Genomic DNA, 20,564 nt, shown 5'->3' with positions numbered 1-20,564 from the left:
TTTGGAGGTGCTGATGACTGACGTCAAACGGCTGCCCGCTCTTGTTTCCCTGCAACACCTGTCTTTCCAGTTCGCCAATGGCGAAACCTTGCTGGCCGACGTGAACCTGTCCATTGATCAAACGCCTACCGGTATCGTCGGGCGCAATGGACGGGGCAAAAGTATCCTGGCCAAGTTGATGGCCGGCGTGCTGCTGCCCTCCTCCGGCACGTTGAAAAAACCGGCCCACGTTGCCTATGTGCCCCAGGCCATCACGGCTCAACCAGGGCAAACCATCGCCGATATCACCGCAACTGCCGCAGCCTTGGCTGCCCTTGCACGTATGGCCCAGGGCGATGCACGCCTCGGTGACCTGGAACTGATCGACGATCGCTGGGACCTCGCCGAGCGCCTGCGCCAGGCACTGGATGCAGCGGGTTTGCAGACCCTCAGTGCCAGTACCCCGGCCGATCAACTCAGCGGTGGCCAACTCGCCAGGGTCGCGCTGATCGGGGCGTTGTTGGCTGCGCCGCAGTTGCTGATTCTGGATGAGCCCAGTAACCACCTTGATGCTGCCGGGCGCGATTGGCTGTTGCGTGTGTTGCGCGATTGGCGAGGTGGCCTGGTGGTGGTCAGCCATGATCGACAGTTGCTCAACGTCATGGGTCGCATCATTGAGCTTTCGCCCCTTGGCATTCAGGTCTACGGCGGCAACTACGACGCCTATCGCCAGCAACGCGATACTCACCAGCAGGCCGCGATTGCTGCGTGGGAACAGGCGCGTCTGGCCCGCAGCCGTGAGCGTCGGCGTCTGCAAAAAGACCACGACGACCTGCAGCGCCATGCCGCACGCGCACGTAAACAGGCCGAGACCGCCAACGTCGACCGTTTTACCAAGGCGCGCTGGAAAAGCGCAGCAAAGGAGATCGTCAGCAGCGTGCGTAGCGCCCATCATGCGTGCAAAAACCAACTCGACGCCCAGGTGCGCCAGGCTTACGAGCGCGTGGCGGATGAGACGCCCACACTGCTCGCATTATCAGGCTCGACGGTCCCCAATGGCCGCCAGGTACTGGTGCTGGAGCAGGCGCAATTGCCCTGGCTCGATCCCCTGGCGCCCGTCAGCTACCTGACGCTAAACCTGACAGGTCCGGCTCGCGTTGCCGTGCGTGGGCCGAACGGTTGCGGCAAATCGACCTTGCTCAAACTGCTGGCCGGCCACTGGCAGGCGGTCAGTGGCAAGTGCAGCGTAGCGGTGCCCAGTGCGTACATTGATCAGCACCTGGCGCTGCTGGACGACCGGCGCAGCCTTGTCGAGCAACTCAACCTGCTCGACACGCCGCTGGCCGAAGCCGAACTGCGCACACGTCTGGCGTTTTTGCAGCTGGACGCGCTGCGGGTTACGCAGCCGGCAGGGCAACTCAGCGGCGGCGAGCGCTTGAAAGCCGCGATGGCCCTGGCCTTGTGGCGTGATACACCGGCGCAATTACTGTTGTTGGATGAACCCACCAATCACCTGGACCTGGAGTCAGTGCTAGCGTTTGAGCAGGCTTTGAAGGGGTTTACCGGCGCGCTGCTGGCCGTATCACACGACGAGGCATTCTTGCAGGCGATCGAGCCGACTCACCATCTGACGTGGCACGCCACCGGCTGGCAACTGGAGCGTGTCTGAGGTCATTGCGCGGACAGGCAAAGCGCCCTACGGTAGTGGCCGGATAATCTCACCGAGGAAACCAGCCCCATGCTGCCTTCGTCCCGCAAGCCTTACACCAATGCCACGCTCGCCCGTCGTCAGCGCTGGCGCGGGCGCGTGGGCTTGATGCTGGTGGCCTGCCTGTCGGTGCTGGCGGGCATGACCGATGCGATCGGTTTTATGGCCAGCGGCGATTTCGTCTCGTTCATGAGTGGTAACACCACGCGCCTGGCGGTGGCCATCAGTGCGGGCGACCTGGGGCTCACCGGGCGCCTGGTATTGCTGGTCACCACCTTCGTGGTCGGCAATGCCTTGGGCGTGCTGGTCAGCCGTTTCAGCAAGCGCCATGCGTTGCCCTTATTACTGTGCATCGGCGCCTTGCTCTGCGCTGCGGCGTTGTGGCCATCGACCGACACCTTGCCCGCGTTGCTCGCAGCTATCATTGCCATGGGCATGCTCAACGCGGCCGTCGAGGAAGTGAACGGGCTGCCGGTGGGGCTGACCTACGTCACCGGAGCGCTGTCACGCTTTGGTCGCGGGCTCGGCCGTTGGTTATTGGGGGAGCGCCGCAATGGCTGGCGCGTGCAATTGATTCCGTGGGGCGGGATGTTCATTGGCGCTGTGATCGGTGCACTGCTGGAACAGCAGATGGGCCTGCGCGCATTGTGGGTCAGTGGTGCGTTGGCTGCGGCCTTGGGGGTGGCGACACTGTTGATTCCGCGACGCTGGCACTTGGGTTTCATGCCCCGGTGAGGTTGGGGTGGAGGAGCTCGTTCGACGTTTAAGCCTCGACATCCGTGTACCGGTAAAGAGCCATCACGTCGAACGAGCAAGTGAATCATAGGCCAATGCCCAGCGGCTGTCCCGCCAGGCATTTCGGAATATGGCTAAGGCAACCGACTTACAGACAAGTGGCCAGTGCTGCCAGGCGACGTTTGGCCGGCATATTGTCCTGTGCTGCATAGTAGTTGACCGTAGAACCCGCGCCGGTGCTGAGTACATCGACAAAGTAATCGCCACCGGTGGTATACACCGTAAAACCACCCGCCTCGGTCGCTTCCTTGAAGCCGCCAGCATCGACGCCGAACACGCTTTCATCCTGCCAGCCGAACTGGATGCACTGGGCAACGACCAGAGTGGCCTTGTCTGATGCCAGGGTCTTGTAGGGGCTGCCTGCGCGCGCTTCCTTCATCTTCGAACCGGCGCAACCGGTCAGTGCCGCCAGTATCAATGCGCCCATTACCACTTTGTGCATGCCATTGCTTCCTTGGAAAAACCGTGACTCTACCACTGTGCGTCTGCCAACTGACGCGCCCATGAACTTTGTTTCACTGTGAAGGGCAAACACGCCGCCTATAGTGGCCAGGCTCATTTTTTAGAAGTCTCCCTTCTGCCCGCCACCCCGCGGGCTTTTTTTTTGCCCGGGTGTCAAAACCACCAACGGAACAGATAGAACAGCGCCATGCTCAATAGCACCGTGGTCAACACGCTGCGCGTCCAGTACATCAACGCCACGGCGCAGATGCCGGCCAGCAGATAAGGGTTGCTCGGGCTCAGGTTGAGCCGATGGTCAGCCAGGAAAATAATCGGCCCGCAGATCGCGGTGAGCATGCCCGGCACGGCGAAGCCCAGAAATTCACGCGCACCGCGATTGAGCCGTACTGGCAAGCGCGGCTCGATAAACAGGTAACGGTTGAAGAACACCACCAGGCCCATGGCCACAATCATCAGGTAAATCATCGTTGCCCCACTCCCAGCCGTTTACAGGCAAACCCCGCGCTCATCCCCAACACACCCGAGACCACCACCGCCGACTCCCAGTGCAGATAACTCAACCAGACCGAGCTCAGCAGTGCCACGGCAACGCATACCACCGTGGGCACGTCGCGCACCACAGGGGTGATCAAGGCGATAAAGGTCGCGGCAATCGAGAACTCCAGCCCCAATTGATCAAGGCCGGGAATGCTTTTGCCCAGCACAATGCCGGCAAGGGTGAAGAGGTTCCAGACCAGGTAAAACGTCAGGCCGACGCCCAGGGCGTACCAGCGGTTGAAGGTCTCGCGGTCGTAGTGGTTGACCAGGGCAAAGAATTCATCGGTCAACAAGAACCCCAGGCTCATGCGCCAACGGGTGTTGAGCGAAGACAGCGTAGGACGCATGTGCATGCCATAGAGCAGATGCTGGGATGTGAGCAGCAAAGTGGTCAGCACGATGGAAATCAGGCTGGCACCGCTCTTGACCATGCCGATGGCCACCAGTTGTGCGGCACCGGCAAACACAATGGCAGACAAGCCTTGGGCTTGCAGCGGGGTAAATTGCGCGTCAATGGCCATGGAGCCGGCCAGCAACCCCCAGGGCGCACAGGCCAGGGATAAGGGAATGACGGCGATGGCGCCGCGGGTGAAGGCGTAATGAGGTAATGCAGTGGGCATGGAAGCGGCTCATCGACAGACAGTCGACAAGCATGCCAGCGCGAACGAAAGCTTGTCTTGAACGATCTTGCTCAGGCGAGCTTTACCGAAACCTGCTCCACCGAATCCCGGGCTTCGCGCAATTCATACGCATCCTGGTTCAGCCGGTGGATGGTATTGAGCAGGCGCTGGCGCAGCACTTCATCGCCGAGTTTTTCCACGGCGCGCATCAGGTCAAAGGCCGCGGTTTCGTTATTTTCCGCGACGGAATCCAGGGTCTTGCGCAGGTTGCGGGTGGCTCGGGTCACGCGGGGTCTTCCTTCATCAGCAATGGGCAGGCACGTTAGGACATTTGTGTTTCATTTTAATTTCAAACAGTTGTGGCGCTTTCAAAGGGTTTTGATCCATATCAATTGAAACAAGATTTGACCTATATATATGCAAATACGTATATTCGAATATCTCTACTTGAAAAGTCCTTGACCATGTCAGACCTCTTCTCTCCTCCCACCCTGTTCAAGTGCTTGGCCGATGCCACCCGTGCACGGGTGACCTTACTGATCCTGCGCGAGGGCGAACTTTGCGTGTGTGAGTTGATCCATGCCTTGGACGACAGCCAGCCAAAAATCTCCCGCCATCTCGCGCAATTGCGCAGTTGCGGGCTACTGGTGGACCGACGTCAAGGGCAATGGATCTACTACCGCATCAATCCGGCACTGCCCGCCTGGGTTACTCAGGTGCTGGACACCACTCTGCAAGCCAACCAGCCATGGTTGCAGGATGACGCACTGCGTCTGAATGCAATGGGCGACAGACCACAACGGGCCAGCACCTGCTGCTGAGCCATCGGAGCGTTTATTCATGCTTGTCGCAATTGCGATTTTCCTCGTCACCATCGTGCTGGTCATCTGGCAACCCAAGGGCCTGGGCGTCGGCTGGAGTGCCACACTGGGCGCGATCCTGGCGCTGGCCTGCGGGGTGATCAGCCTGGCGGACATCCCGGCGGTGTGGCAGATCATCTGGAACGCCACCGGCACCTTCGTCGCGCTGATCATCATCAGCCTGTTGCTGGACGAAGCCGGTTTCTTCGCCTGGACGGCGCTGCATGTGGCGCGCTGGGGGCGTGGCCGCGGCCGGCGGTTGTTTGCCTATATGGTGTTGCTGGGTGCGCTGGTATCGGCGCTGTTTGCCAACGACGGTGCGGCGTTGATCCTGACGCCTATCGTGATGTCGATGCTGCTGGCCTTGCGCTTTTCCCCGGCGGCGACGCTGGCCTTCGTCATGGGCGCAGGGTATATCGCCGACACGGCGAGCCTGCCGCTGGTGGTGTCGAACCTGGTGAATATCGTCTCGGCGGACTATTTCAAGATTGGCTTCAACGAATACGCCGCGGTGATGGTGCCGGTGAACCTGGTCAGTGTCGCCGCCACGCTCGCGGTGCTGCTGTGGTTTTTCCGCCGGGATATTCCGCAGACCTACAACCCGTCCGACCTGGAAGACCCCGCCAGTGCCATCCATGACCGTGCGACCTTTCGTGCCGGCTGGTGGGTACTCGGTATTCTGCTGGTCGGCTGTTTCGCTCTGGAACCATTGGGCATTCCCATCAGTGCGATCTCCGCGTTCTGTGCGGTACTGCTGCTGGTGATTGCAGCCAAAGGTCATCAGATTTCCACGCGTAAAGTCCTCAAGGAAGCCCCGTGGCAGATCGTGATTTTTTCCCTGGGCATGTACCTGGTGGTCTATGGCCTGCGTAACGCCGGCCTGACCGACTACCTGGCCACCTGGCTCGACACCTTCGCCACCTATGGTGTGTGGGGCGCGGCCATGGGCACCGGGGTGCTGACAGCGCTGCTCTCATCAGCCATGAATAACCTGCCGACCGTGCTGATTGGCGCGTTGTCCATCGAGTCCAGCCATGCCGTGGGCGTGGTCAAGGACGCGATGATCTACGCCAATGTGATCGGCAGCGACCTGGGCCCGAAAATCACCCCCATCGGCAGCCTGGCCACCTTGTTGTGGTTGCATATCCTGGCACGCAAAGGCATCACCATCACCTGGGGTTACTACTTCAAGGTCGGGATCGTGCTGACCCTGCCCGTCCTGCTGATCACCCTCGCCGCCCTCGCCTTGCGCCTGAGCGTCTAATGGAGACTGCAATGAAAGTGCTGTTCATGTGTACCGCCAACAGCTGCCGCAGCATCTTGTCCGAAGCGATGTTCAACCACCTGGCGCCGCCGGGCTTTGAAGCGATCAGCGCCGGCAGTTTTCCCAAGGGCCAGGTCTTGCCCCGTAGCCTGAGCACGCTGCAGGCGGCGGGCATCAGCATCGAAGGTTTGTACAGCAAGGGCAATGAGGCCTTTCAAGACAGCCCGCCGGATGTGGTCATCACCGTGTGCGATAAAGCAGCCGGTGAAGCGTGCCCCGTATATTTCGGCCCAGCGGTGAAGACGCATTGGGGCCTGGAGGACCCTTCCGAAGTGCAGGGTGACGAGGCGCAAGTAGAGGCTGCATTCAAGGCCACCCTCGACATTATCACCGCACGCTGCGAGGCGTTTTTTGCGCTGCCCTTTGCACGTCTATCGCCGGATGAATTGAAGGTTGAACTCCATCGCATTGCCTTAACGCCGCAGCCTGTGTAGGAGCGAGCTTGCTCGCGAAAAACTCATAGGCACCGCGGTCATTCAGGAAACGCACGTTATCGTTGACGCTTTTCGCGAGCACGCTCGCTCCTACAGGGGGCGCTGATCCTGTGGGCAATACACGGCCAGTGTGGGAGCTGGCTTGCCTGCGATAGCGGTGGTTCAGTTGAAGATTCAGTCGCTGACGCGCCGCCATCGCGGGCGTTCCTACAGAGGGCGTGGTATCCCTCTCCCGGACTGACGTATGCTCTGGCACTTTCTCGAAAGGAACTGAGCATGCTGTCGATCTTTGTCTATGCTCTGGTATTCGGTTTTGTATTTTGCCTTTCCCCCGGCGCCGTGCTGGCAGAGACTCTGCGCCGCGGCTTGCTCCATGGCTTCACGCCGGCGTTGCTGGTGCAGTTCGGCTCACTGGTGGGCGACGCCGTCTGGGCCGTGATTGGCCTCACCGGTATCGCACTGCTGATCCAGCATGATGCAGTGCGGGTTCCACTTACAATCGTCTGCGCGCTGTACCTGGCCTGGCTGGGCATTCGCAGCCTGATTGATGCCTGGCAGTTACCGGCAATGGACAATGCCCCTGCCAGCTCAGGCAAAAATGCGTTGGCGGTGGGCGCGGCGATTTCCTTGGCTAATCCGAAAAACATCGTCTACTGGGGCGCCTTGGGCAGCGCACTGTCGGGGATTGTCGGCACCACCCCCAGTCACGGACAGACCCTGATGTTTTTTGCCGGCTTCATGCTGGCGTCGGTACTCTCGTGTTTTCTTACCGCCGCCTTGGTGAACCTGCTACGCAAGAACGCATCACCGACTTGGCAGCGTGTGAGTTATGCGGCCTGCGGTTTAGTATTGATCTATCTGGCACTCCTCGCCGCGCAAGGTGTATGAAGTTATTCAACCCACAACTTACGCGCGCCTCTTGTCTGAACAAACTCTGAACACTGGTTAATTTAATTAATCATACGTTGACATTCACTGACGCCCTGAGTAGATTGCCCGTGCCCGCAACTGGGGCCTTTTTTAAACCTCACAAAAGAAGCCAATGGACACAGTATCTAGTCGCTGTCCGAGCACCGCCTTTGCGGGCATCGGGCGCCAAACCCAGAATATGACAGGACTCGCGTTCCAGGTCCGGTAAGCTGCGCTAGAGCTTGATGCTCCACCGTAACTGCCTCACCGGTCGCCCGTCCGGTCCCGAGGTGTGTTATGACCTTCCAACTCCTTGTTTTGCCTGATACGCGCACACTGGTCGCAGCCCTGCGCGCCAAGCTGTGCCGAGCGCCGGCGGGCTTTTCGCCAAGCCGCTCGACCTTTGTCACACCCTCCCCTCAAGTGCGCCCAGCCCCGCCGCTGGCGCACTGGCGTATCTGCCCTGAAAGCGGCCACCTGGTGCAGCACTGGGATCATGCCGACCCTCAAGACCCGCAGAGACCCCAGGTTTCCTGCCTGGCGCAAGCGCGCTTGATGCTCGGTTTCTACCTGAGTACTCGCGCCGCCTGACCTCGCTGGAAACAGCAACTTTCTTATTGATGACCCTGGAGTTCTTTATGAACACGTCCAGTAGTAGCCTGCTGCACGCTAGTTAACTAACTTGCTGTTAGCGGGCCCTTCAGAAGTTATGTGAATACTTTATTTGAACCGATCGCGAAGTCCGCGGCTCGGCATGCTTTCGCTCGCCTGTCTGCAGGTAAGTAGAGGGTATGTTTTGTCGAGAATTGGCGACAGGAGTACAGACAATGAGCGCCGTAAAAAACACGCCTCTGCACAAGAAAAATGGCACCGCCCCCGACACCAGGCTGTCGATGCGTGCCGCCCGCGAAGCCCACAATGGCCTGGCGGCCACCCTCGCCAATGTACGGGCCACCCAGGACGGCCTGACCGAACTGGACGCCTCGGCGCGCCTGCAACGCGAAGGCTATAACGAAGTGGCCCATGACAAGCCGCCACACGCTATCGTCCAGTTCCTGCAGGCACTGAACAACCCCTTCATCTACGTGCTGTTGACCCTGGGCGGTATCAGCTTTGTCACCGACTATTGGTTGCCACTTCAGGCAGGTGAAGAAGTCGACCTGACCAAAGTCATCATCATCATGACCATGGTGTTGCTCAGCAGCCTGCTGCGTTTCTGGCAAGAACACCGCTCGGCCAAATCCGCAGAAGCCCTCAAAGCCATGGTACGCACTACCGCCACCGTGCTGCGCCGCGAGCAGGTTGGCGCCCAGCCGGTCTTGCGCGAAGTGCCGATGCGCGACCTGGTGGCCGGCGACATCGTGCAGCTGTCAGCCGGCGACATGATCCCCGCCGATATCCGCCTGATCGAGTCCCGCGACCTGTTTATCAGCCAGGCCGTGCTGACCGGCGAAGCCTTGCCGGTGGAGAAGTACGACACCCTGGGCGATGTCACGCAAAAGTCCGCCTCTACGCTGGCCGCCGACCAGGGCAACCTGCTGGACTTGCCGAACATCTGCTTCATGGGCACCAACGTGGTCAGCGGCCGCGCTAAAGCAGTGGTGGTGGCAACAGGGCCGCGCACTTACTTTGGCTCCCTGGCCAAGGCGATTGTCGGCTCGCGGGTGCAAACCGCCTTCGACCGGGGCGTGAACAGTGTCAGCTGGCTGCTGATCCGCTTCATGCTGGTGATGGTACCCATCGTGTTTTTCCTCAATGGCTTCTCCAAGGGCGATTGGGGCGATGCCTTCCTGTTTGCCCTGGCGGTAGCCGTCGGCCTTACCCCGGAAATGCTGCCGATGATCGTCAGCGCCAACCTGGCCAAGGGGGCTACGGCCATGGCCAAGCGCAAAGTGGTGGTCAAGCGCCTCAATGCGATCCAGAACTTCGGCTCGATGGATGTGCTGTGCACTGACAAGACCGGCACCCTCACCCAGGACAAGATCATCCTCGAGCATCACGTCAATGCCTTTGGCCAGCGCGATGACGCCGTGCTGTCCCTGGCGTGGCTCAACAGCTTTCACCAGAGCGGCATGAAAAACCTGATGGACCAGGCGGTGGTGCAGTTCTCGGAACAGAACCCCAAGTTCCAGGTGCCGTTTGCCTACAGCAAGGTCGATGAATTGCCGTTCGACTTTGTCCGTCGTCGCCTGTCGATCGTGGTCAAGGATGCCGCCGGTGATCAGTTGCTGGTATGCAAGGGAGCGGTGGAAGAGATGCTGAGCATTTCTACCCATGTCATGGAGGCCGGCGAAGCCTTGCCCCTGGATGACCGCCGTCGTGAGGCGCTACTGGCGCTCGCCAATGATTACAACGAAGACGGTTTCCGCGTGCTGGTGGTAGCGACCCGCAATATCCCTAAAGCGCTGGCACGCCAGCAGTACACCACCAGCGACGAACGCAACCTGGTGATCCAGGGCTTCCTGACGTTCCTGGACCCACCGAAGGAAACCGCAGGCCCGGCCATTGCGGCGCTGCAACAGATTGGCGTGGCGATCAAGGTGTTGACCGGCGACAACGCCGTGGTCACCAGCAAGATCTGCCGCCAGGTTGGCCTGGAACCCGGCCAGCCGCTGCTGGGTGTGGAAATCGAAGCCATGGACGACGCCACCCTGCTGCGCCGCGTAGAAGAGCGCACCGTATTCGCCAAGCTCACGCCGCTGCAAAAATCCCGCGTGCTCAAGGCGCTGCAAACCAACGGGCACACCGTCGGCTTCCTCGGTGACGGTATCAACGATGCACCGGCGCTGCGGGATGCCGATGTGGGTATTTCGGTGGACAGCGGCACCGACATCGCCAAGGAATCGGCCGACATCATCCTGCTGGAAAAGAGCCTGATGGTGCTGGAAGAAGGCGTGCTCAAGGGCCGCGAAACCTTCGGCAATATCATGAAGTACCTGAACATGACTGCCAGCTCCAACTTCGGCAACGTGTTCTCGGTGCTGGTGGCCAGTGCGTTCATCCCGTTCATGCCGATGCTGGCGATCCATCTGCTGCTGCAGAACCTGATGTACGACATCTCCCAACTGGCCCTGCCTTGGGACAAGATGGACAAGGAATACCTGGCCAAGCCACGCAAGTGGGATGCGAAAAACATCGGCCGCTTCATGATCTGGATCGGGCCGACCTCGTCGATCTTCGACATCACCACCTTTGCGCTGATGTGGTACGTGTTCTCGGCCAACAGTGTGGAAATGCAGACGCTGTTCCAGTCCGGCTGGTTTATCGAAGGGCTGCTCTCGCAAACCCTGGTGGTACATATGCTACGCACCCGCAAGATCCCGTTCTTCCAGAGCACGGCCGCCTGGCCGGTGTTGATGATGACCTGCATCGTGATCGCCCTGGGCATCTACGTGCCGTTCTCACCGCTGGGCACCCTGGTGGGCCTGCAACCGCTGCCGCTGGCGTACTTCCCATGGCTGGTGGGCACCTTGCTGGCTTACTGCTGCGTCGCCCAACTGATGAAGACGATCTACATCCGCCGCTTCAAACAGTGGTACTGACCCTCCCCGCCGTTCAAACGCAGGCGGCCGCCCGGTCGCCTGCGTGCAATACAAGGATTTGCTCATGCGCGTGTTGATCTGTGCAGGTCGTCATTACGCCGACACCAAAAAGTCCCGCCATGTGCTGGACGCTTACCACCGCCTGCGCCCGGTGCAGGTACTGATCCACGGCGGCAACCAGTTCCTGGGCAGTGAGATCGAGGAATGGGCCCGGGAAATCGGTATCGACGTAGTGCGTTATCCACCCAATTGGCAGCGCCATGGCAAACAGGCGGAACGCCAGCGCAATCACTTCATGCTGGCCGACAGCCGCCCCGATCTGATCATTGCCCTGCCGGGCGGTGACGATACCTCGGAGCTGGTTTGCCAGGCCAAAGCCAGCGGCATTTCGGTGCTGACCGTAGAAAGCTGAACTCAAGCGAGGTGCATCATGCACAAAAAACACACGCCGGCACGCCGCGACGGGTTTGCCAAATATCGCGCACGCCACTCTCGCCACACCCTGCTGTTACTGCCGCCAGCAAAGCGCCGCGCATTGCAGCGCAACCTGATCTTTATCGGCGTGATCCTGGGCCTTGTCCTGGTGGCCGCGTTGATTTCAAAAGCCCAAGCCGCAGGCGGCGCTTATGTGGTTGACGACGGCGCGATCAACACGCCGGGTGAATGCAATGTCGACGCCTGGTACAGCGCCCAGCGGCACGCGGGCAGTACCCATAACGGCACCTTGTCGCCCGCCTGCACGTTCAGCGCCATGCCCGCCGTGCAATGGGGCGCCGCGTTGTCACGGGCCGTGGATGCAGGCAAAGGCGAGACGCAGATCAGCCCGCAAGCCAAGGTGCAGGTGCTGTCACGGCAAGACTTGGGCTTGGAACTGGCGATTGCTGTCGGGGCGCATGTCGCGCTGGATCGCCATCACGGGCTTGACGGCGCAGACCTGAACATCCCCCTGACATGGCAACCCCTGGATGCCTTGCGCCTGAACCTGAACGCCGGCTGGAGCCACGCCTACAACGACGGTGATCAACAACATCGCCTGACCTGGGGCACGGGGTTCGAATATCAGTTGGCAGAGAAGCTCACGCTGATTGGCGAGCGTTATGGCCAGGAAGGCGGCGAACAGGCCTGGCAGGCTGGGCCGCGTTTGCACATTGGTGAATGTGTTGACGTGGACCTGCTGGTCGGGCGCAGCCTGATTGGCGATCGCGCCCAGTGGCTGACCACTGGGGCGACGCTGAGGTTCTAGGCTTTGGCCTGCTGCTCCAGATGCAGCTGCAATTGCGGATCGATTTGCAACTGACCGGCCAGGTCGTCGAGGTAATTGCGCTCGGCGTCCTGCTGATCGTTGACCAGCATCACGCTCGCCAGGTAAATCTCCGCAGCGAGTGCGGGGTCATTGGCATACTCGGCAAAATCGGCGGCATCCAGGGGCTTGGCGACTTCGGCGTCGAGCCACTGCTGCAGTTGTGGGTCGTCGGTATGACGGCCGATCTCGGCAGAAATCATCTGCTGCTCTTGCGCATCGATTTTGCCATCGGCCTTGGCCGCCGCGATCAACGCACGCAGTACGCCGTGGCTATGGGCTTCGGCTTCAGGCCCTTCAAGCTGGTCAACGGTCTGGATAGCTTGCTGCGGTGCCGAAGCCTGTTGGCGTTGCCAGGCTTGATACGCCTGGAAGGCCGCCATCCCCAGGGACGCCAGCGCCGCGTAGTTCATCCCACCGCCGCTGCGCGTCTGGGTGGTACCACCTGCCGGAGCGCCGCCCAACAAGCCGCCCAGGCCACCTAATAAACCACCCAAACCGCCACCCGCCGCAGACGCATTGCCGGTGCCGGCGCCCTTCAACAACCCTCCAAGCAACCCGCCCAGGCCGCCGCCCGAAGCCCCGCCGCCTTGCTGCCCTGCACGCAACAGTTGTTCCAGTAGATCGCTGGTATTCATGGTGTCGCCCTCCGGGGCGCAATAGTGGCATTGATCAAACATAGTCCTCCCGCGATGGAACACCATGACCGTCGGGCGGGCAAGCTTTATGATGGCGCCATCACGCCAAGAAGGGAGAACCGCGGTGAACCGCATCGAGCACATTGCGCTGATGGCCACCTATAACCAATGGATGAACCGCAAGGTCTACGACGCCGCCGCCGCCCTGACGCACGCGCAGTTGACCCTGGACCGCCAAGCGTTTTTCGGTTCGATCTTCGGCACCTTGAACCACCTGATGCTGGGTGACACCGTCTGGCTCAAGCGCTTCGCCGAACACCCGGCCAACTTTGCGGCCTTGGCGCCGCTGAACGGGGTTGCCACGCCCGGCGACCTCAAGCAACTGGCCTTCGCCAGTCTTGCCGAACTAGCGGCCCATCGCGCCTGGCTGGATCAACTCATCATCGATTGGGCCCACAGCCTGCAAGAGCCCCACCTCGACCAACGCCTGCGTTATCACAACATGCGCGGCGTGGCCGCCGAGAAACCCTTCTTCGGTTTGCTGGTGCACTTTTTCAACCACCAGACTCATCACCGCGGCCAGGTGACGACACTGCTGAGCCAGGCGGGTGTGGACGTGGGGGTCACCGACTTGCTGGCACTGATTGACTGAAGGCCGACACGGTCAATGTGGGAGCTGGCTTGCCTGCGATGGTGTAACAGGTTCATACCTGTGACTGACACATCGCTATCGCAGGCAAGCCAGCTCCCACAGTTGCCCTATATTGCCCACAGCATCAGTGCTGTCACTTCACCTTGCTGCTCAAGGTCTCCACGCTGCGCTTCAAATCATCCAGGCTGCGCTTGAGACCGTCGATCTCGCTTTTCTGCCGCTCTATCGTGCTCTTCTGCTCATCCACCGTACGCTTGAGACTCGATAGCTGACTGTCACTGCTACTGGCACTCGAACCGTCCTTGCGCTTGAACTCATCAAACGCACGCTCTTGGCCCTCCACTTTGCTTTTCAAGCTTTGCAGTTCGCTTTGACTCTGTTTTTGCCCAGCTTGCAGCGCCTCGACATCCCCCACGGAAACACCCGACGGCTTCAACACATAGGCACCGCCCACGTCCATCGAGCCGGCCGTCAACTTGTCTGAAGACGACGCACTAAATTCGCCCCACTGCACCGCACTCCCCGCCTGCGCCGAGCTGAACGCGCCAGTGCCCAACAACCCCGCTACACCTGCGGCCATGATCCAAGCCTGCTTACGGATACTGAGCATCAAACGACTCCCTGCGAAATGCCGAAATGGCATATCGCTATGACTGTCATTTATGGGGCTTGTTCCTGGGTTGCAAGCGTTCATCAGGACTTGGTACAAAGGCCCTGTAGATCACTGATCTGCCACGTTTTTTTCTGCGCATCTTTATGCGGGAAAACCGGCTGGGAGGTTGCGCTGAAGCGGCTGGATCTATATATTCCCAACCCTGTTACACCGCGCTACCGCCCGAATGGCGAAACTGGTAGACGCATGGGACTTAAAATCCCCCGCTCGTAAGGGCGTCCCGGTTCGATTCCGGGTTCGGGCACCATAGATATCAAGGGCTTGCCAGGGAAACCTGGGCAGGCCCTTATCTTTTCTGTTCCGCAATTCTCATCAGCGGCGTCCTGCCGGCCGAACACAATCCGTTCGGCGCATGAAGCGCCACCCCACTATTGCCGCAATGTGGGGCGGCTGCACGGTCTCCCTAGTTGATTTCAGTGACGAAGTTTTCTCGAGACCGCCGTACTTTTTTCAGGTTTACCAGCCAGTCAGACTCTGCTGCCCGATACCCCAACGGCAGGAGCACCACACTGCGCAGATGCCTGGCCCCCAGTCCCAGAATCTCATCGACAGCCGAGGGATCGAAGCCTTCCATGGGCGTTGCGTCGACTTGCTCGGACGCTGCGGCGATTAAAGCCGAGCCCAGTCCAATATAGGCTTGGCGCGCAGCCGCTTGATAATTGGCCTCCTGCCCACGCTCGGCGACTATGCCGAGGAGCATTTGACGGTAATCTTCCCACCCCTGGTTGACAGTAGCTCGTACAGTATTGGTCAGGTCGAACATCATGTTGACGCGCTCAGGCGTTATGTCATCCCAGGCGGCGAACACCAGTAAATGAGAGCAGTCGGTCACCTGGGACTGATTCCAGCTGACCGCCTTGATCTTTTCGCGAATGTGCGGATTAGTCACCACCAGCAATTCAAATGGCTGGAGGCCGCTCGAGGTCGCCGTCAGTCGTACCGCTTCCAGAATTCGCTCCAGCTTTTCAGCCGGCACGGTCTTGGACGGGTCATAACTTTTCGTCGCATAACGCCAATTCAGTAACTCGGTTATTTTGCTCATTCTTCATATTCCACGTAGGTCAACGGTCTTTATCCAGCCCAATCCGAATACCTTCAGGATTGCGCTCCGGCTTATACTGCGGATTAAAGTCAACTTGAAGGTCAAGCAAAAAATGAAGATCGGCGAGATTTCGCGACGCACAGGCCTTGCTGCTTCAGCAATACGCTACTACGAGGAGCAAGGCCTGCTGGACGCTCCCACGCGTGACGTGAACAACTATCGCTATTACAGCGAAACCACCATTAAACGCTTGGAAGTCGTGATCCATGCGCAAAGGTTGGGGTTTTCCCTCGACACCATTCGTGGCCTCTTCCTTCATGACGGTAGCTGCTCCAAATCCCTCACTCTGGAACAGATCAATGTACGCCTGGAGGAGATACAGCACATCGAAGCCACGCTAAAAGTGCAGCGTGAGGAGTTGTTGATGCTGCAAGAAGTCCTCGAAGAAAGCCTTCGTACGGGCATCGCACCTGGATTGGATTGCCCAAGCAGCGTGGAGCGATTACGACCTGATCGAGCCGTAGTCATGCGAAGCAAACACATGATGGCTACCAGCAAGTAAAGAAAGCGCAATACTGCGAGATCTGGATCTCAACCAAATACAAACCTGATGCTGCCTCTCGCACTGACAGATTGCTATAAAGCGATAAGCAAGAAAAAACCCCACAGCATCAACGATCCTGTGAGGTTTTATCACCGGCTTTACCGATCCGGCATCAAACCACGCTGATCATCTCTGCACTCAACTGCGCCGCATTGAACCCCACCAGGGTGACACTGCTGTCCCCCGCCAGAATCACGCTGTCACTGCCATGCTGGGTAGTCGCACCGAGCACAGCATCAGCGCTGGCGAACAGCGACTTGGCGAACACCAGCAGGTCTTTCCCATTCTGATGAATGTTGAAGTCACTGATCACGTCGTGACCGAACCCGCGCTGGTCGAAAACAAACAGGTCGCTGCCCACGCCACCGCTGAGTTGGTCATTGCCCAGCCCGCCGATCAAGACGTCATTGCCGCTGGCGCCATACAGCGAATCGTTACCGGTGCCACCCAGTAGCGTGTCGTTGCCGTCGCCGCCGTGCAGCAGGTCATTGCCGGCGCCACCCTCGAGCCGGTCATTGCCGTTCTGGCCGAATATCAGGTCGCGCGCGGCGGTGCCTTTGAGGGTGTCGGCCAGTTGGCTGCCTTCGATGGATCTGGCATACGCCTTATCGGCGCCGAACAGGCCTTCGAAGTCGAGTTTGCCACTGGTCACCGTATAGGCCGGCGTGAGGGCCTCGCCGATGCCACCGAAGAGCCCGCCGAGCACGGGCACATGCCCGAGGCTGTTGGCCAGGCCGGTTTCGAACTCTACATGCTCTACGCCGTGCAATTCCTTCAGGCCATATTGGCCGCTGCTGTCGTTCAGAAACAACGTGCCATCGCTGAGCTTCACCGCTTCGTAGGAAGACACAGTGCCTTTGAGGAAGACTTTGTCGTTGCCTTCACCGCCGGCGACAATATCGGTACCGGTACTCACGCGGAAACTGTCGTCACCCTTGAACCCGTCGAGGAAGTCATCGCTGCGCCCGTCCTGCAGCTTGTCCGAACTGTCGGTGCCCAGCAGGAAGGACGGTGTGCCGTAATGGTTGGAGGTGGCGGTCTGTTTGTCGCTGACCCAGGTAAAGCTGCGGCTGATGGCGTCGAGGTTGCTGATGATGATGGTGCTGTCGCGTTCGATGTAATCGTAGAAGGTCGATTGGGCGATACGCTGGATAGGGTTGATGAAAATGCCTTCCAGGTGCGCGGCCCAGCCTGACAGGTTGGCAATTGAGAACGGACCATTGGGCCAGGTTGGCAGCGCGTAGATCGTGTCGAACAGCACGATGTTGTCAGTCGTCGAAGTGTAACTGGCGTCACTGCCTTGAAGCGCATCGATAATGGCGCTGCCCACGTTGGTCTCTTGCCCCGTGAGGCGGTGGACCACATCGTTTTCAAAACCGAAGTTGAAGATTCCGTCGCTGTTGCTGGACTTGGGCGACTCCATGCCAAAGTAGTCCGAATCCTTGAAAAAACCGTCTGCCAAAGTGTCCTTGCCGATATACATGCTGTTGGTAACGGAGCCACCCTGGCTATAGCCGGTGACCAGAACATCCTTGCCGCTCAGGTTATGGCCGGTGGCGTAATCCTTGATTGAGTTGAGCAGGTAGTCGTAGCCGTTGATATAAGAGTTATCGATCATCGCCGGCCAACCCAGCAGATCAATTGGCGAGTTGGTGCCGGCAATGGAAAAACCCATTTTGACTAATTGGCCGCTGTCATCGTATTGACCAAACACCCTGGCTTGAGAACCAAAGACGCCGTCGCCGGTAAAACTTCCAGTGATGTCGGTGTGACTGCTATCAACCTGCAGTTCGCTCGCGCCGATCTCACGCCAGCCCTTGGGCAGCGCGAAGGTGTTGCCCTCGCCCAGCACAAGCCCCGGAATATTGTAGAGCGCGCCGACGGTCGCTACACCACTGGTATAAGTGGCGAGGGTCCAGGCATCTGAAATCAGGACGCGGGCATCTTGCCCCTTGTAATCGAATATAGCCATGTCAGTACTCCTTGAGCCCAGCGATCAACACCGAAAGTCAACGGTAATACCTGATGCGTCGGGCTAAACAATATGCATTGAAGTTGTTGTTGTGCATTCTGTTCAGGCTGCTTCGTTGCTTAATATCTAGGTTGACCATTAAGGAAGCTCGTCAACACTAGCCCAGAAGTGCCGCGTTAAAGTGACCGACTATCGGATGACAAGGGTATGTACTTAGAAAGATAGACGACAAAAGCGCCATAAGCGCTGTTTGACGAACAAGAGGTGAAGTTCTGTGTTGTTCGTGACTGGCGAGTCAAAGAAAATCAAACCCTTATAGCAAGTTGTGAACTGCAATAAGGGCTCGATAAGTTCAGGTTTCACTGGAGCTCAGGAAGAATAAACCTCAGCACCTTGGCATACAGGCTGCTTGAACCTGGGTAATTGCTGCCGGGCCAGTTGCGCCTGCACGCCCGCGACGGCTTCAAGCACTCGTTGCGCCCAGTGCTCATCCTGCGGGTCGACCACCACCACGCGAAAGCCGTGGTCGTTGCCCTCAAGGCGCACGCCCTCGGAATCGTCCACGTGCAAATCAATATCGAAGGCCGGCGGAAATTTCGAGGGGGTGTTCGACAGCCCATGCACCGTGAGGGCGTGGTTATGCCGCTCGCTATTGACCACGCCGTCGACACGGATGCCGTACAGCATCAGCCAACGCCTGATGTAGGAAGGCGCCCTGCCCGATGAGGTGTAGACCCAGATACTGCAACCCTGGCGCCGCAGCTGCCGCGTCAGCGAACGGGTACCGATACGCAGCGGTTCTCCCCACCAACGATGAGCGCAGGCCGGTAGCCAGCTGCTCTCGACGTCAGCGTGGTGGAGCTGGCAAGCCAATGTGTCGTCGATATCAAAGGAGATGCGTACGCTCGGGCGCTTGGCGGCACGCGTGAGAAGCGCCTGCTGGATGGCTTGCACGGCTCGGCTGGCGAGTGTTGGATACCGGCGCATTAATGGCCTCCCTGATAAATAGGCTGTGGTGCGTCGCTCAAGAAAAACGCCTTGGGATCCGGCGCCTGTTCCTCCAGGAAGGCGGCGTACTTTTTCTTGATCTTGGGCAATTCATACAACGCCTTGACCCCATGTTTGGCCGAGTTGCGGATTACCGAGGAAGGATTGAAGTAACCCTCGGCATTTTCCAGCGTCAGCACGAACGGTGGCAACCCGGCCCGCATCAGCAGATAACTGACGATCAGCGAACCACTGCGGTTGTTGCCTTCGATGAACAACTGCGGCTTGCTGAGGATGCGCACATACACACCGGCCGCACGCTTCCACACCGATTCACTGCGATACGCGCAGTACCAATTGAACAAGTCCTTGATACCGCCTTCAACGTTGTTGAAGAAGTGCTCTTCGGTGGCGGCCAGGTGCTGCGCGTATTCCACGCGGCGCGCCGGGTCGCTACCGCAGAGCACCGTGGCGTTGATCTCCAGCATCAGGTCCAGATGATGAAGGTCAAACAGGTCAACGCCCCGTGCGACATAGTCGTCAACCAGCGCATAGCCTTCAAGCACGTTGTGCAGCACTTCGTCGGTCAAGGGGTCGCGCGGCTCGGTAAATTGCGTGCTGAGCTGGGCAAAGCGGCTCTGCACTTTGCGGAGCGCGCGTTCAATCGCTGACAAATCAAGACGATGCGTTGCAGACATTGGCGTTCCTGGGCTGACGGTGGCGCACGTGTGGTTTCTATCGAACATGGAGTTACTCAGCTGAATTTGCCGCTGATGTAATCCTCGGTCATCTGTTCACGCGGGCTGCCAAAAATCTGCGCGGTCGGGCCCATTTCCACCAGGTAGCCGGTACGCGTGCCCTGGGAAATATCCACCGAGAAAAACGCCGTGGTGTCCGCCACGCGGATGGCCTGCTGCATGTTGTGGGTGACCAGGGCGATGGTGTAATCCTTCTTCAGTTCCACCATCAGCTCCTCTACCCGGCGAGTCGCAATCGGGTCGAGTGCCGAGCACGGCTCGTCGAGCAACAGCACTTCCGGCTCGGTGGCGATAGCGCGGGCAATACACAGCCGTTGCTGCTGGCCACCGGAAAGCGACAGGCCGCTGACCTTGAGCTTGTCCTTGACTTCATCCCACAGCGCCGCGCCTTGCAGGGCGTGCTTGACGCGGTCGCCCAGGTCGCCTTTGTAGCGGTTCAAGCGCAGGCCGAAGGCGACGTTGTCGAAGATGCTCATGGAAAACGGGTTCGGCTGCTGGAACACCATACCGATGTAACGGCGCACCACCACCGGGTCTACACCCTTGCCATATACGTCCTGACCCAGGAAATGCACGTGGCCCTCGAAGCGAAAGCCCTTCACCAGGTCGTTCATGCGGTTGAGGCTGCGCAGTACCGTACTTTTGCCGCAGCCGGACGGGCCGATGAAACCGGTGATCTTGTTTTTCTCGATCGGCACATGGCTGTCACGCACTGCCATGAAGTTGCCGTAGAAAATCCTGTCCAGCTTGCAGTCCATGACCACAGGC

23 protein-coding genes and 1 tRNA gene are annotated in these 20,564 nt (G+C 59.3%); 13 read left to right on the top strand and 11 right to left on the bottom strand.

Annotated elements, in window-relative coordinates; all coding sequences use genetic code 11:
* The first annotated feature begins 13 nt into the window (after positions 1 to 13).
* Together ACP7CZ_RS19980 and ACP7CZ_RS19975 are read left to right on the top strand one after the other, a co-directional pair.
* Positions 14 to 1,648 carry an ABC-F family ATP-binding cassette domain-containing protein gene (locus ACP7CZ_RS19980; protein WP_054897336.1) on the top strand — a complete coding sequence of 545 codons (1,635 nt, stop codon included), beginning with the start codon at positions 14 to 16 and terminating at the stop codon, positions 1,646 to 1,648.
* A gap of 69 nt (positions 1,649 to 1,717) precedes the next feature.
* A complete protein-coding gene (locus ACP7CZ_RS19975; protein ID WP_057975835.1) occupies positions 1,718 to 2,422 on the top strand; it encodes a YoaK family protein in 705 nt (234 codons plus the stop codon).
* Between the two features lie 148 nt (positions 2,423 to 2,570).
* Here ACP7CZ_RS19975 and ACP7CZ_RS19970 read toward each other — a convergent pair whose 3' ends face one another.
* The 4 genes from ACP7CZ_RS19970 to ACP7CZ_RS19955 all read right to left on the bottom strand — a co-directional run bounded on the left by ACP7CZ_RS19970 (position 2,571) and on the right by ACP7CZ_RS19955 (position 4,388).
* Positions 2,571 to 2,924: a hypothetical protein gene (locus tag ACP7CZ_RS19970; RefSeq protein WP_054897292.1), complete on the bottom strand. Its 354-nt coding sequence runs from the start codon at positions 2,922 to 2,924 to the stop codon at positions 2,571 to 2,573.
* 173 nt (positions 2,925 to 3,097) lie between these two features.
* Entirely contained in the window at positions 3,098 to 3,409 is a 312-nt protein-coding gene (locus ACP7CZ_RS19965) for an AzlD domain-containing protein (RefSeq protein ID WP_014718527.1), read from the bottom strand.
* The gene (locus tag ACP7CZ_RS19960) at positions 3,406 to 4,101 is read right to left on the bottom strand and encodes an AzlC family ABC transporter permease (protein ID WP_054897293.1); all 696 of its coding nucleotides are present in this window, start codon (positions 4,099 to 4,101) and stop codon (positions 3,406 to 3,408) included. The genes ACP7CZ_RS19965 and ACP7CZ_RS19960 overlap by 4 nt, the downstream gene beginning before the upstream one ends.
* Positions 4,102 to 4,172: 71 nt before the next feature.
* Positions 4,173 to 4,388, bottom strand: coding sequence for a hypothetical protein (locus tag ACP7CZ_RS19955; protein WP_003191339.1), 216 nt, complete (start codon positions 4,386 to 4,388; stop codon positions 4,173 to 4,175).
* A 177-nt stretch (positions 4,389 to 4,565) separates the two neighbouring features.
* Here ACP7CZ_RS19955 and ACP7CZ_RS19950 point away from each other — a divergent pair, with 177 nt between their 5' ends.
* The 8 genes from ACP7CZ_RS19950 (at position 4,566) to ACP7CZ_RS19915 (ending at position 12,413) form a co-directional block, all read left to right on the top strand.
* Positions 4,566 to 4,922 (top strand): metalloregulator ArsR/SmtB family transcription factor, encoded by a 357-nt coding sequence (locus tag ACP7CZ_RS19950; protein ID WP_034127507.1) that lies wholly within the window; start codon positions 4,566 to 4,568, stop codon positions 4,920 to 4,922.
* Positions 4,923 to 4,941: 19 nt separating this feature from the next.
* Positions 4,942 to 6,225 carry an arsenic transporter gene (locus ACP7CZ_RS19945; protein WP_294204323.1) on the top strand — a complete coding sequence of 428 codons (1,284 nt, stop codon included), beginning with the start codon at positions 4,942 to 4,944 and terminating at the stop codon, positions 6,223 to 6,225.
* Between the two features lie 11 nt (positions 6,226 to 6,236).
* Positions 6,237 to 6,719 carry an arsenate reductase ArsC gene (locus ACP7CZ_RS19940; protein ID WP_054919095.1) on the top strand — a complete coding sequence of 161 codons (483 nt, stop codon included), beginning with the start codon at positions 6,237 to 6,239 and terminating at the stop codon, positions 6,717 to 6,719.
* A gap of 276 nt (positions 6,720 to 6,995) precedes the next feature.
* The gene (locus tag ACP7CZ_RS19935; RefSeq protein ID WP_054897296.1) at positions 6,996 to 7,607 is read left to right on the top strand and encodes a LysE family transporter; all 612 of its coding nucleotides are present in this window, start codon (positions 6,996 to 6,998) and stop codon (positions 7,605 to 7,607) included.
* Between the two features lie 318 nt (positions 7,608 to 7,925).
* On the top strand, positions 7,926 to 8,219 hold the full coding sequence (locus ACP7CZ_RS19930; RefSeq protein ID WP_294204322.1) for a hypothetical protein: 294 nt from the start codon (positions 7,926 to 7,928) through the stop codon (positions 8,217 to 8,219).
* Between the two features lie 236 nt (positions 8,220 to 8,455).
* On the top strand, positions 8,456 to 11,170 hold the full coding sequence (gene mgtA / locus ACP7CZ_RS19925) for a magnesium-translocating P-type ATPase (RefSeq protein ID WP_057975829.1): 2,715 nt from the start codon (positions 8,456 to 8,458) through the stop codon (positions 11,168 to 11,170).
* Positions 11,171 to 11,234: 64 nt separating this feature from the next.
* Positions 11,235 to 11,582, top strand: coding sequence for a DUF2493 domain-containing protein (locus tag ACP7CZ_RS19920; RefSeq protein ID WP_003191350.1), 348 nt, complete (start codon positions 11,235 to 11,237; stop codon positions 11,580 to 11,582).
* 18 nt (positions 11,583 to 11,600) lie between these two features.
* A complete protein-coding gene (locus ACP7CZ_RS19915; protein ID WP_186527361.1) occupies positions 11,601 to 12,413 on the top strand; it encodes a hypothetical protein in 813 nt (270 codons plus the stop codon).
* Here ACP7CZ_RS19915 and ACP7CZ_RS19910 read toward each other — a convergent pair.
* Positions 12,410 to 13,108 (bottom strand): tellurite resistance TerB family protein, encoded by a 699-nt coding sequence (locus ACP7CZ_RS19910; RefSeq protein WP_034127613.1) that lies wholly within the window; start codon positions 13,106 to 13,108, stop codon positions 12,410 to 12,412. The two genes, ACP7CZ_RS19915 and ACP7CZ_RS19910, sit on opposite strands and share 4 nt — an antisense overlap.
* Before the next feature lie 124 nt (positions 13,109 to 13,232).
* Between ACP7CZ_RS19910 and ACP7CZ_RS19905 the strand changes: the two genes are divergently transcribed.
* Complete coding sequence (locus ACP7CZ_RS19905; protein WP_054897299.1) at positions 13,233 to 13,760, top strand: DinB family protein; 528 nt, start codon at positions 13,233 to 13,235, stop codon at positions 13,758 to 13,760.
* Between the two features lie 133 nt (positions 13,761 to 13,893).
* Here ACP7CZ_RS19905 and ACP7CZ_RS19900 read toward each other — a convergent pair whose 3' ends face one another.
* Complete coding sequence (locus tag ACP7CZ_RS19900; protein ID WP_198861593.1) at positions 13,894 to 14,370, bottom strand: hypothetical protein; 477 nt, start codon at positions 14,368 to 14,370, stop codon at positions 13,894 to 13,896.
* A 223-nt stretch (positions 14,371 to 14,593) separates the two neighbouring features.
* Between ACP7CZ_RS19900 and ACP7CZ_RS19895 the strand changes: the two genes are divergently transcribed.
* Positions 14,594 to 14,680: transfer RNA gene (locus ACP7CZ_RS19895), tRNA-Leu, on the top strand.
* A 156-nt stretch (positions 14,681 to 14,836) separates the two neighbouring features.
* Here ACP7CZ_RS19895 and ACP7CZ_RS19890 read toward each other — a convergent pair.
* On the bottom strand, positions 14,837 to 15,475 hold the full coding sequence (locus tag ACP7CZ_RS19890; RefSeq protein WP_034127517.1) for an NAD(P)H-dependent oxidoreductase: 639 nt from the start codon (positions 15,473 to 15,475) through the stop codon (positions 14,837 to 14,839).
* A gap of 94 nt (positions 15,476 to 15,569) precedes the next feature.
* Here ACP7CZ_RS19890 and ACP7CZ_RS19885 point away from each other — a divergent pair, with 94 nt between their 5' ends.
* Positions 15,570 to 16,037 (top strand): MerR family transcriptional regulator, encoded by a 468-nt coding sequence (locus ACP7CZ_RS19885; RefSeq protein ID WP_229999364.1) that lies wholly within the window; start codon positions 15,570 to 15,572, stop codon positions 16,035 to 16,037.
* Between the two features lie 154 nt (positions 16,038 to 16,191).
* Here ACP7CZ_RS19885 and ACP7CZ_RS19880 read toward each other — a convergent pair whose 3' ends face one another.
* The 4 genes from ACP7CZ_RS19880 to pstB form a co-directional block, all read right to left on the bottom strand.
* Positions 16,192 to 18,051 (bottom strand): calcium-binding protein, encoded by a 1,860-nt coding sequence (locus ACP7CZ_RS19880; RefSeq protein ID WP_294204318.1) that lies wholly within the window; start codon positions 18,049 to 18,051, stop codon positions 16,192 to 16,194.
* Between the two features lie 369 nt (positions 18,052 to 18,420).
* Positions 18,421 to 19,038, bottom strand: a complete 618-nt coding sequence (locus ACP7CZ_RS19875; protein ID WP_294204316.1) for a hypothetical protein — start codon at positions 19,036 to 19,038, stop codon at positions 18,421 to 18,423.
* Positions 19,038 to 19,736, bottom strand: a complete 699-nt coding sequence (locus ACP7CZ_RS19870) for a hypothetical protein (RefSeq protein WP_034127520.1) — start codon at positions 19,734 to 19,736, stop codon at positions 19,038 to 19,040. Before ACP7CZ_RS19870 ends, ACP7CZ_RS19875 begins: the two co-directional genes overlap by 1 nt.
* Before the next feature lie 56 nt (positions 19,737 to 19,792).
* Positions 19,793 to 20,554, bottom strand: a complete 762-nt coding sequence (gene pstB, locus ACP7CZ_RS19865; RefSeq protein ID WP_019817112.1) for a phosphate ABC transporter ATP-binding protein PstB — start codon at positions 20,552 to 20,554, stop codon at positions 19,793 to 19,795.
* Positions 20,555 to 20,564 lie beyond the last annotated feature (10 nt).

The sequence above is a fragment of the Pseudomonas sp. DWP2-2 genome (genome assembly GCF_049897065.1).
Taxonomy (GTDB): Bacteria; Pseudomonadota; Gammaproteobacteria; order Pseudomonadales; family Pseudomonadaceae; genus Aquipseudomonas; species Aquipseudomonas paracarnis.
This window is presented reverse-complemented; position numbering and strand designations above follow the sequence as displayed.

Bases quoted from the DNA above. Each gene is read 5' to 3' on its own strand.
- ACP7CZ_RS19980 (WP_054897336.1), top strand. From the start codon at position 14: ATGACTGACGTCAAACGGCTGCCCGCTCTTGTTTCCCTGCAACACCTG.
- ACP7CZ_RS19975 (WP_057975835.1), top strand. From the start codon at position 1,718: ATGCTGCCTTCGTCCCGCAAGCCTTACACCAATGCCACGCTCGCCCGT.
- ACP7CZ_RS19970 (WP_054897292.1), bottom strand. From the start codon at position 2,924: ATGCACAAAGTGGTAATGGGCGCATTGATACTGGCGGCACTGACCGGT.
- ACP7CZ_RS19965 (WP_014718527.1), bottom strand. From the start codon at position 3,409: ATGATTTACCTGATGATTGTGGCCATGGGCCTGGTGGTGTTCTTCAAC.
- ACP7CZ_RS19960 (WP_054897293.1), bottom strand. From the start codon at position 4,101: ATGCCCACTGCATTACCTCATTACGCCTTCACCCGCGGCGCCATCGCC.
- ACP7CZ_RS19950 (WP_034127507.1), top strand. From the start codon at position 4,566: ATGTCAGACCTCTTCTCTCCTCCCACCCTGTTCAAGTGCTTGGCCGAT.
- ACP7CZ_RS19945 (WP_294204323.1), top strand. From the start codon at position 4,942: ATGCTTGTCGCAATTGCGATTTTCCTCGTCACCATCGTGCTGGTCATC.
- ACP7CZ_RS19940 (WP_054919095.1), top strand. From the start codon at position 6,237: ATGAAAGTGCTGTTCATGTGTACCGCCAACAGCTGCCGCAGCATCTTG.
- ACP7CZ_RS19935 (WP_054897296.1), top strand. From the start codon at position 6,996: ATGCTGTCGATCTTTGTCTATGCTCTGGTATTCGGTTTTGTATTTTGC.
- ACP7CZ_RS19930 (WP_294204322.1), top strand. From the start codon at position 7,926: ATGACCTTCCAACTCCTTGTTTTGCCTGATACGCGCACACTGGTCGCA.
- mgtA (WP_057975829.1), top strand. From the start codon at position 8,456: ATGAGCGCCGTAAAAAACACGCCTCTGCACAAGAAAAATGGCACCGCC.
- ACP7CZ_RS19920 (WP_003191350.1), top strand. From the start codon at position 11,235: ATGCGCGTGTTGATCTGTGCAGGTCGTCATTACGCCGACACCAAAAAG.
- ACP7CZ_RS19915 (WP_186527361.1), top strand. From the start codon at position 11,601: ATGCACAAAAAACACACGCCGGCACGCCGCGACGGGTTTGCCAAATAT.
- ACP7CZ_RS19910 (WP_034127613.1), bottom strand. From the start codon at position 13,108: ATGAATACCAGCGATCTACTGGAACAACTGTTGCGTGCAGGGCAGCAA.
- ACP7CZ_RS19900 (WP_198861593.1), bottom strand. From the start codon at position 14,370: ATGCTCAGTATCCGTAAGCAGGCTTGGATCATGGCCGCAGGTGTAGCG.
- ACP7CZ_RS19890 (WP_034127517.1), bottom strand. From the start codon at position 15,475: ATGAGCAAAATAACCGAGTTACTGAATTGGCGTTATGCGACGAAAAGT.
- ACP7CZ_RS19880 (WP_294204318.1), bottom strand. From the start codon at position 18,051: ATGGCTATATTCGATTACAAGGGGCAAGATGCCCGCGTCCTGATTTCA.
- ACP7CZ_RS19875 (WP_294204316.1), bottom strand. From the start codon at position 19,038: ATGCGCCGGTATCCAACACTCGCCAGCCGAGCCGTGCAAGCCATCCAG.
- ACP7CZ_RS19870 (WP_034127520.1), bottom strand. From the start codon at position 19,736: ATGTCTGCAACGCATCGTCTTGATTTGTCAGCGATTGAACGCGCGCTC.
- pstB (WP_019817112.1), bottom strand. From the start codon at position 20,554: ATGGACTGCAAGCTGGACAGGATTTTCTACGGCAACTTCATGGCAGTG.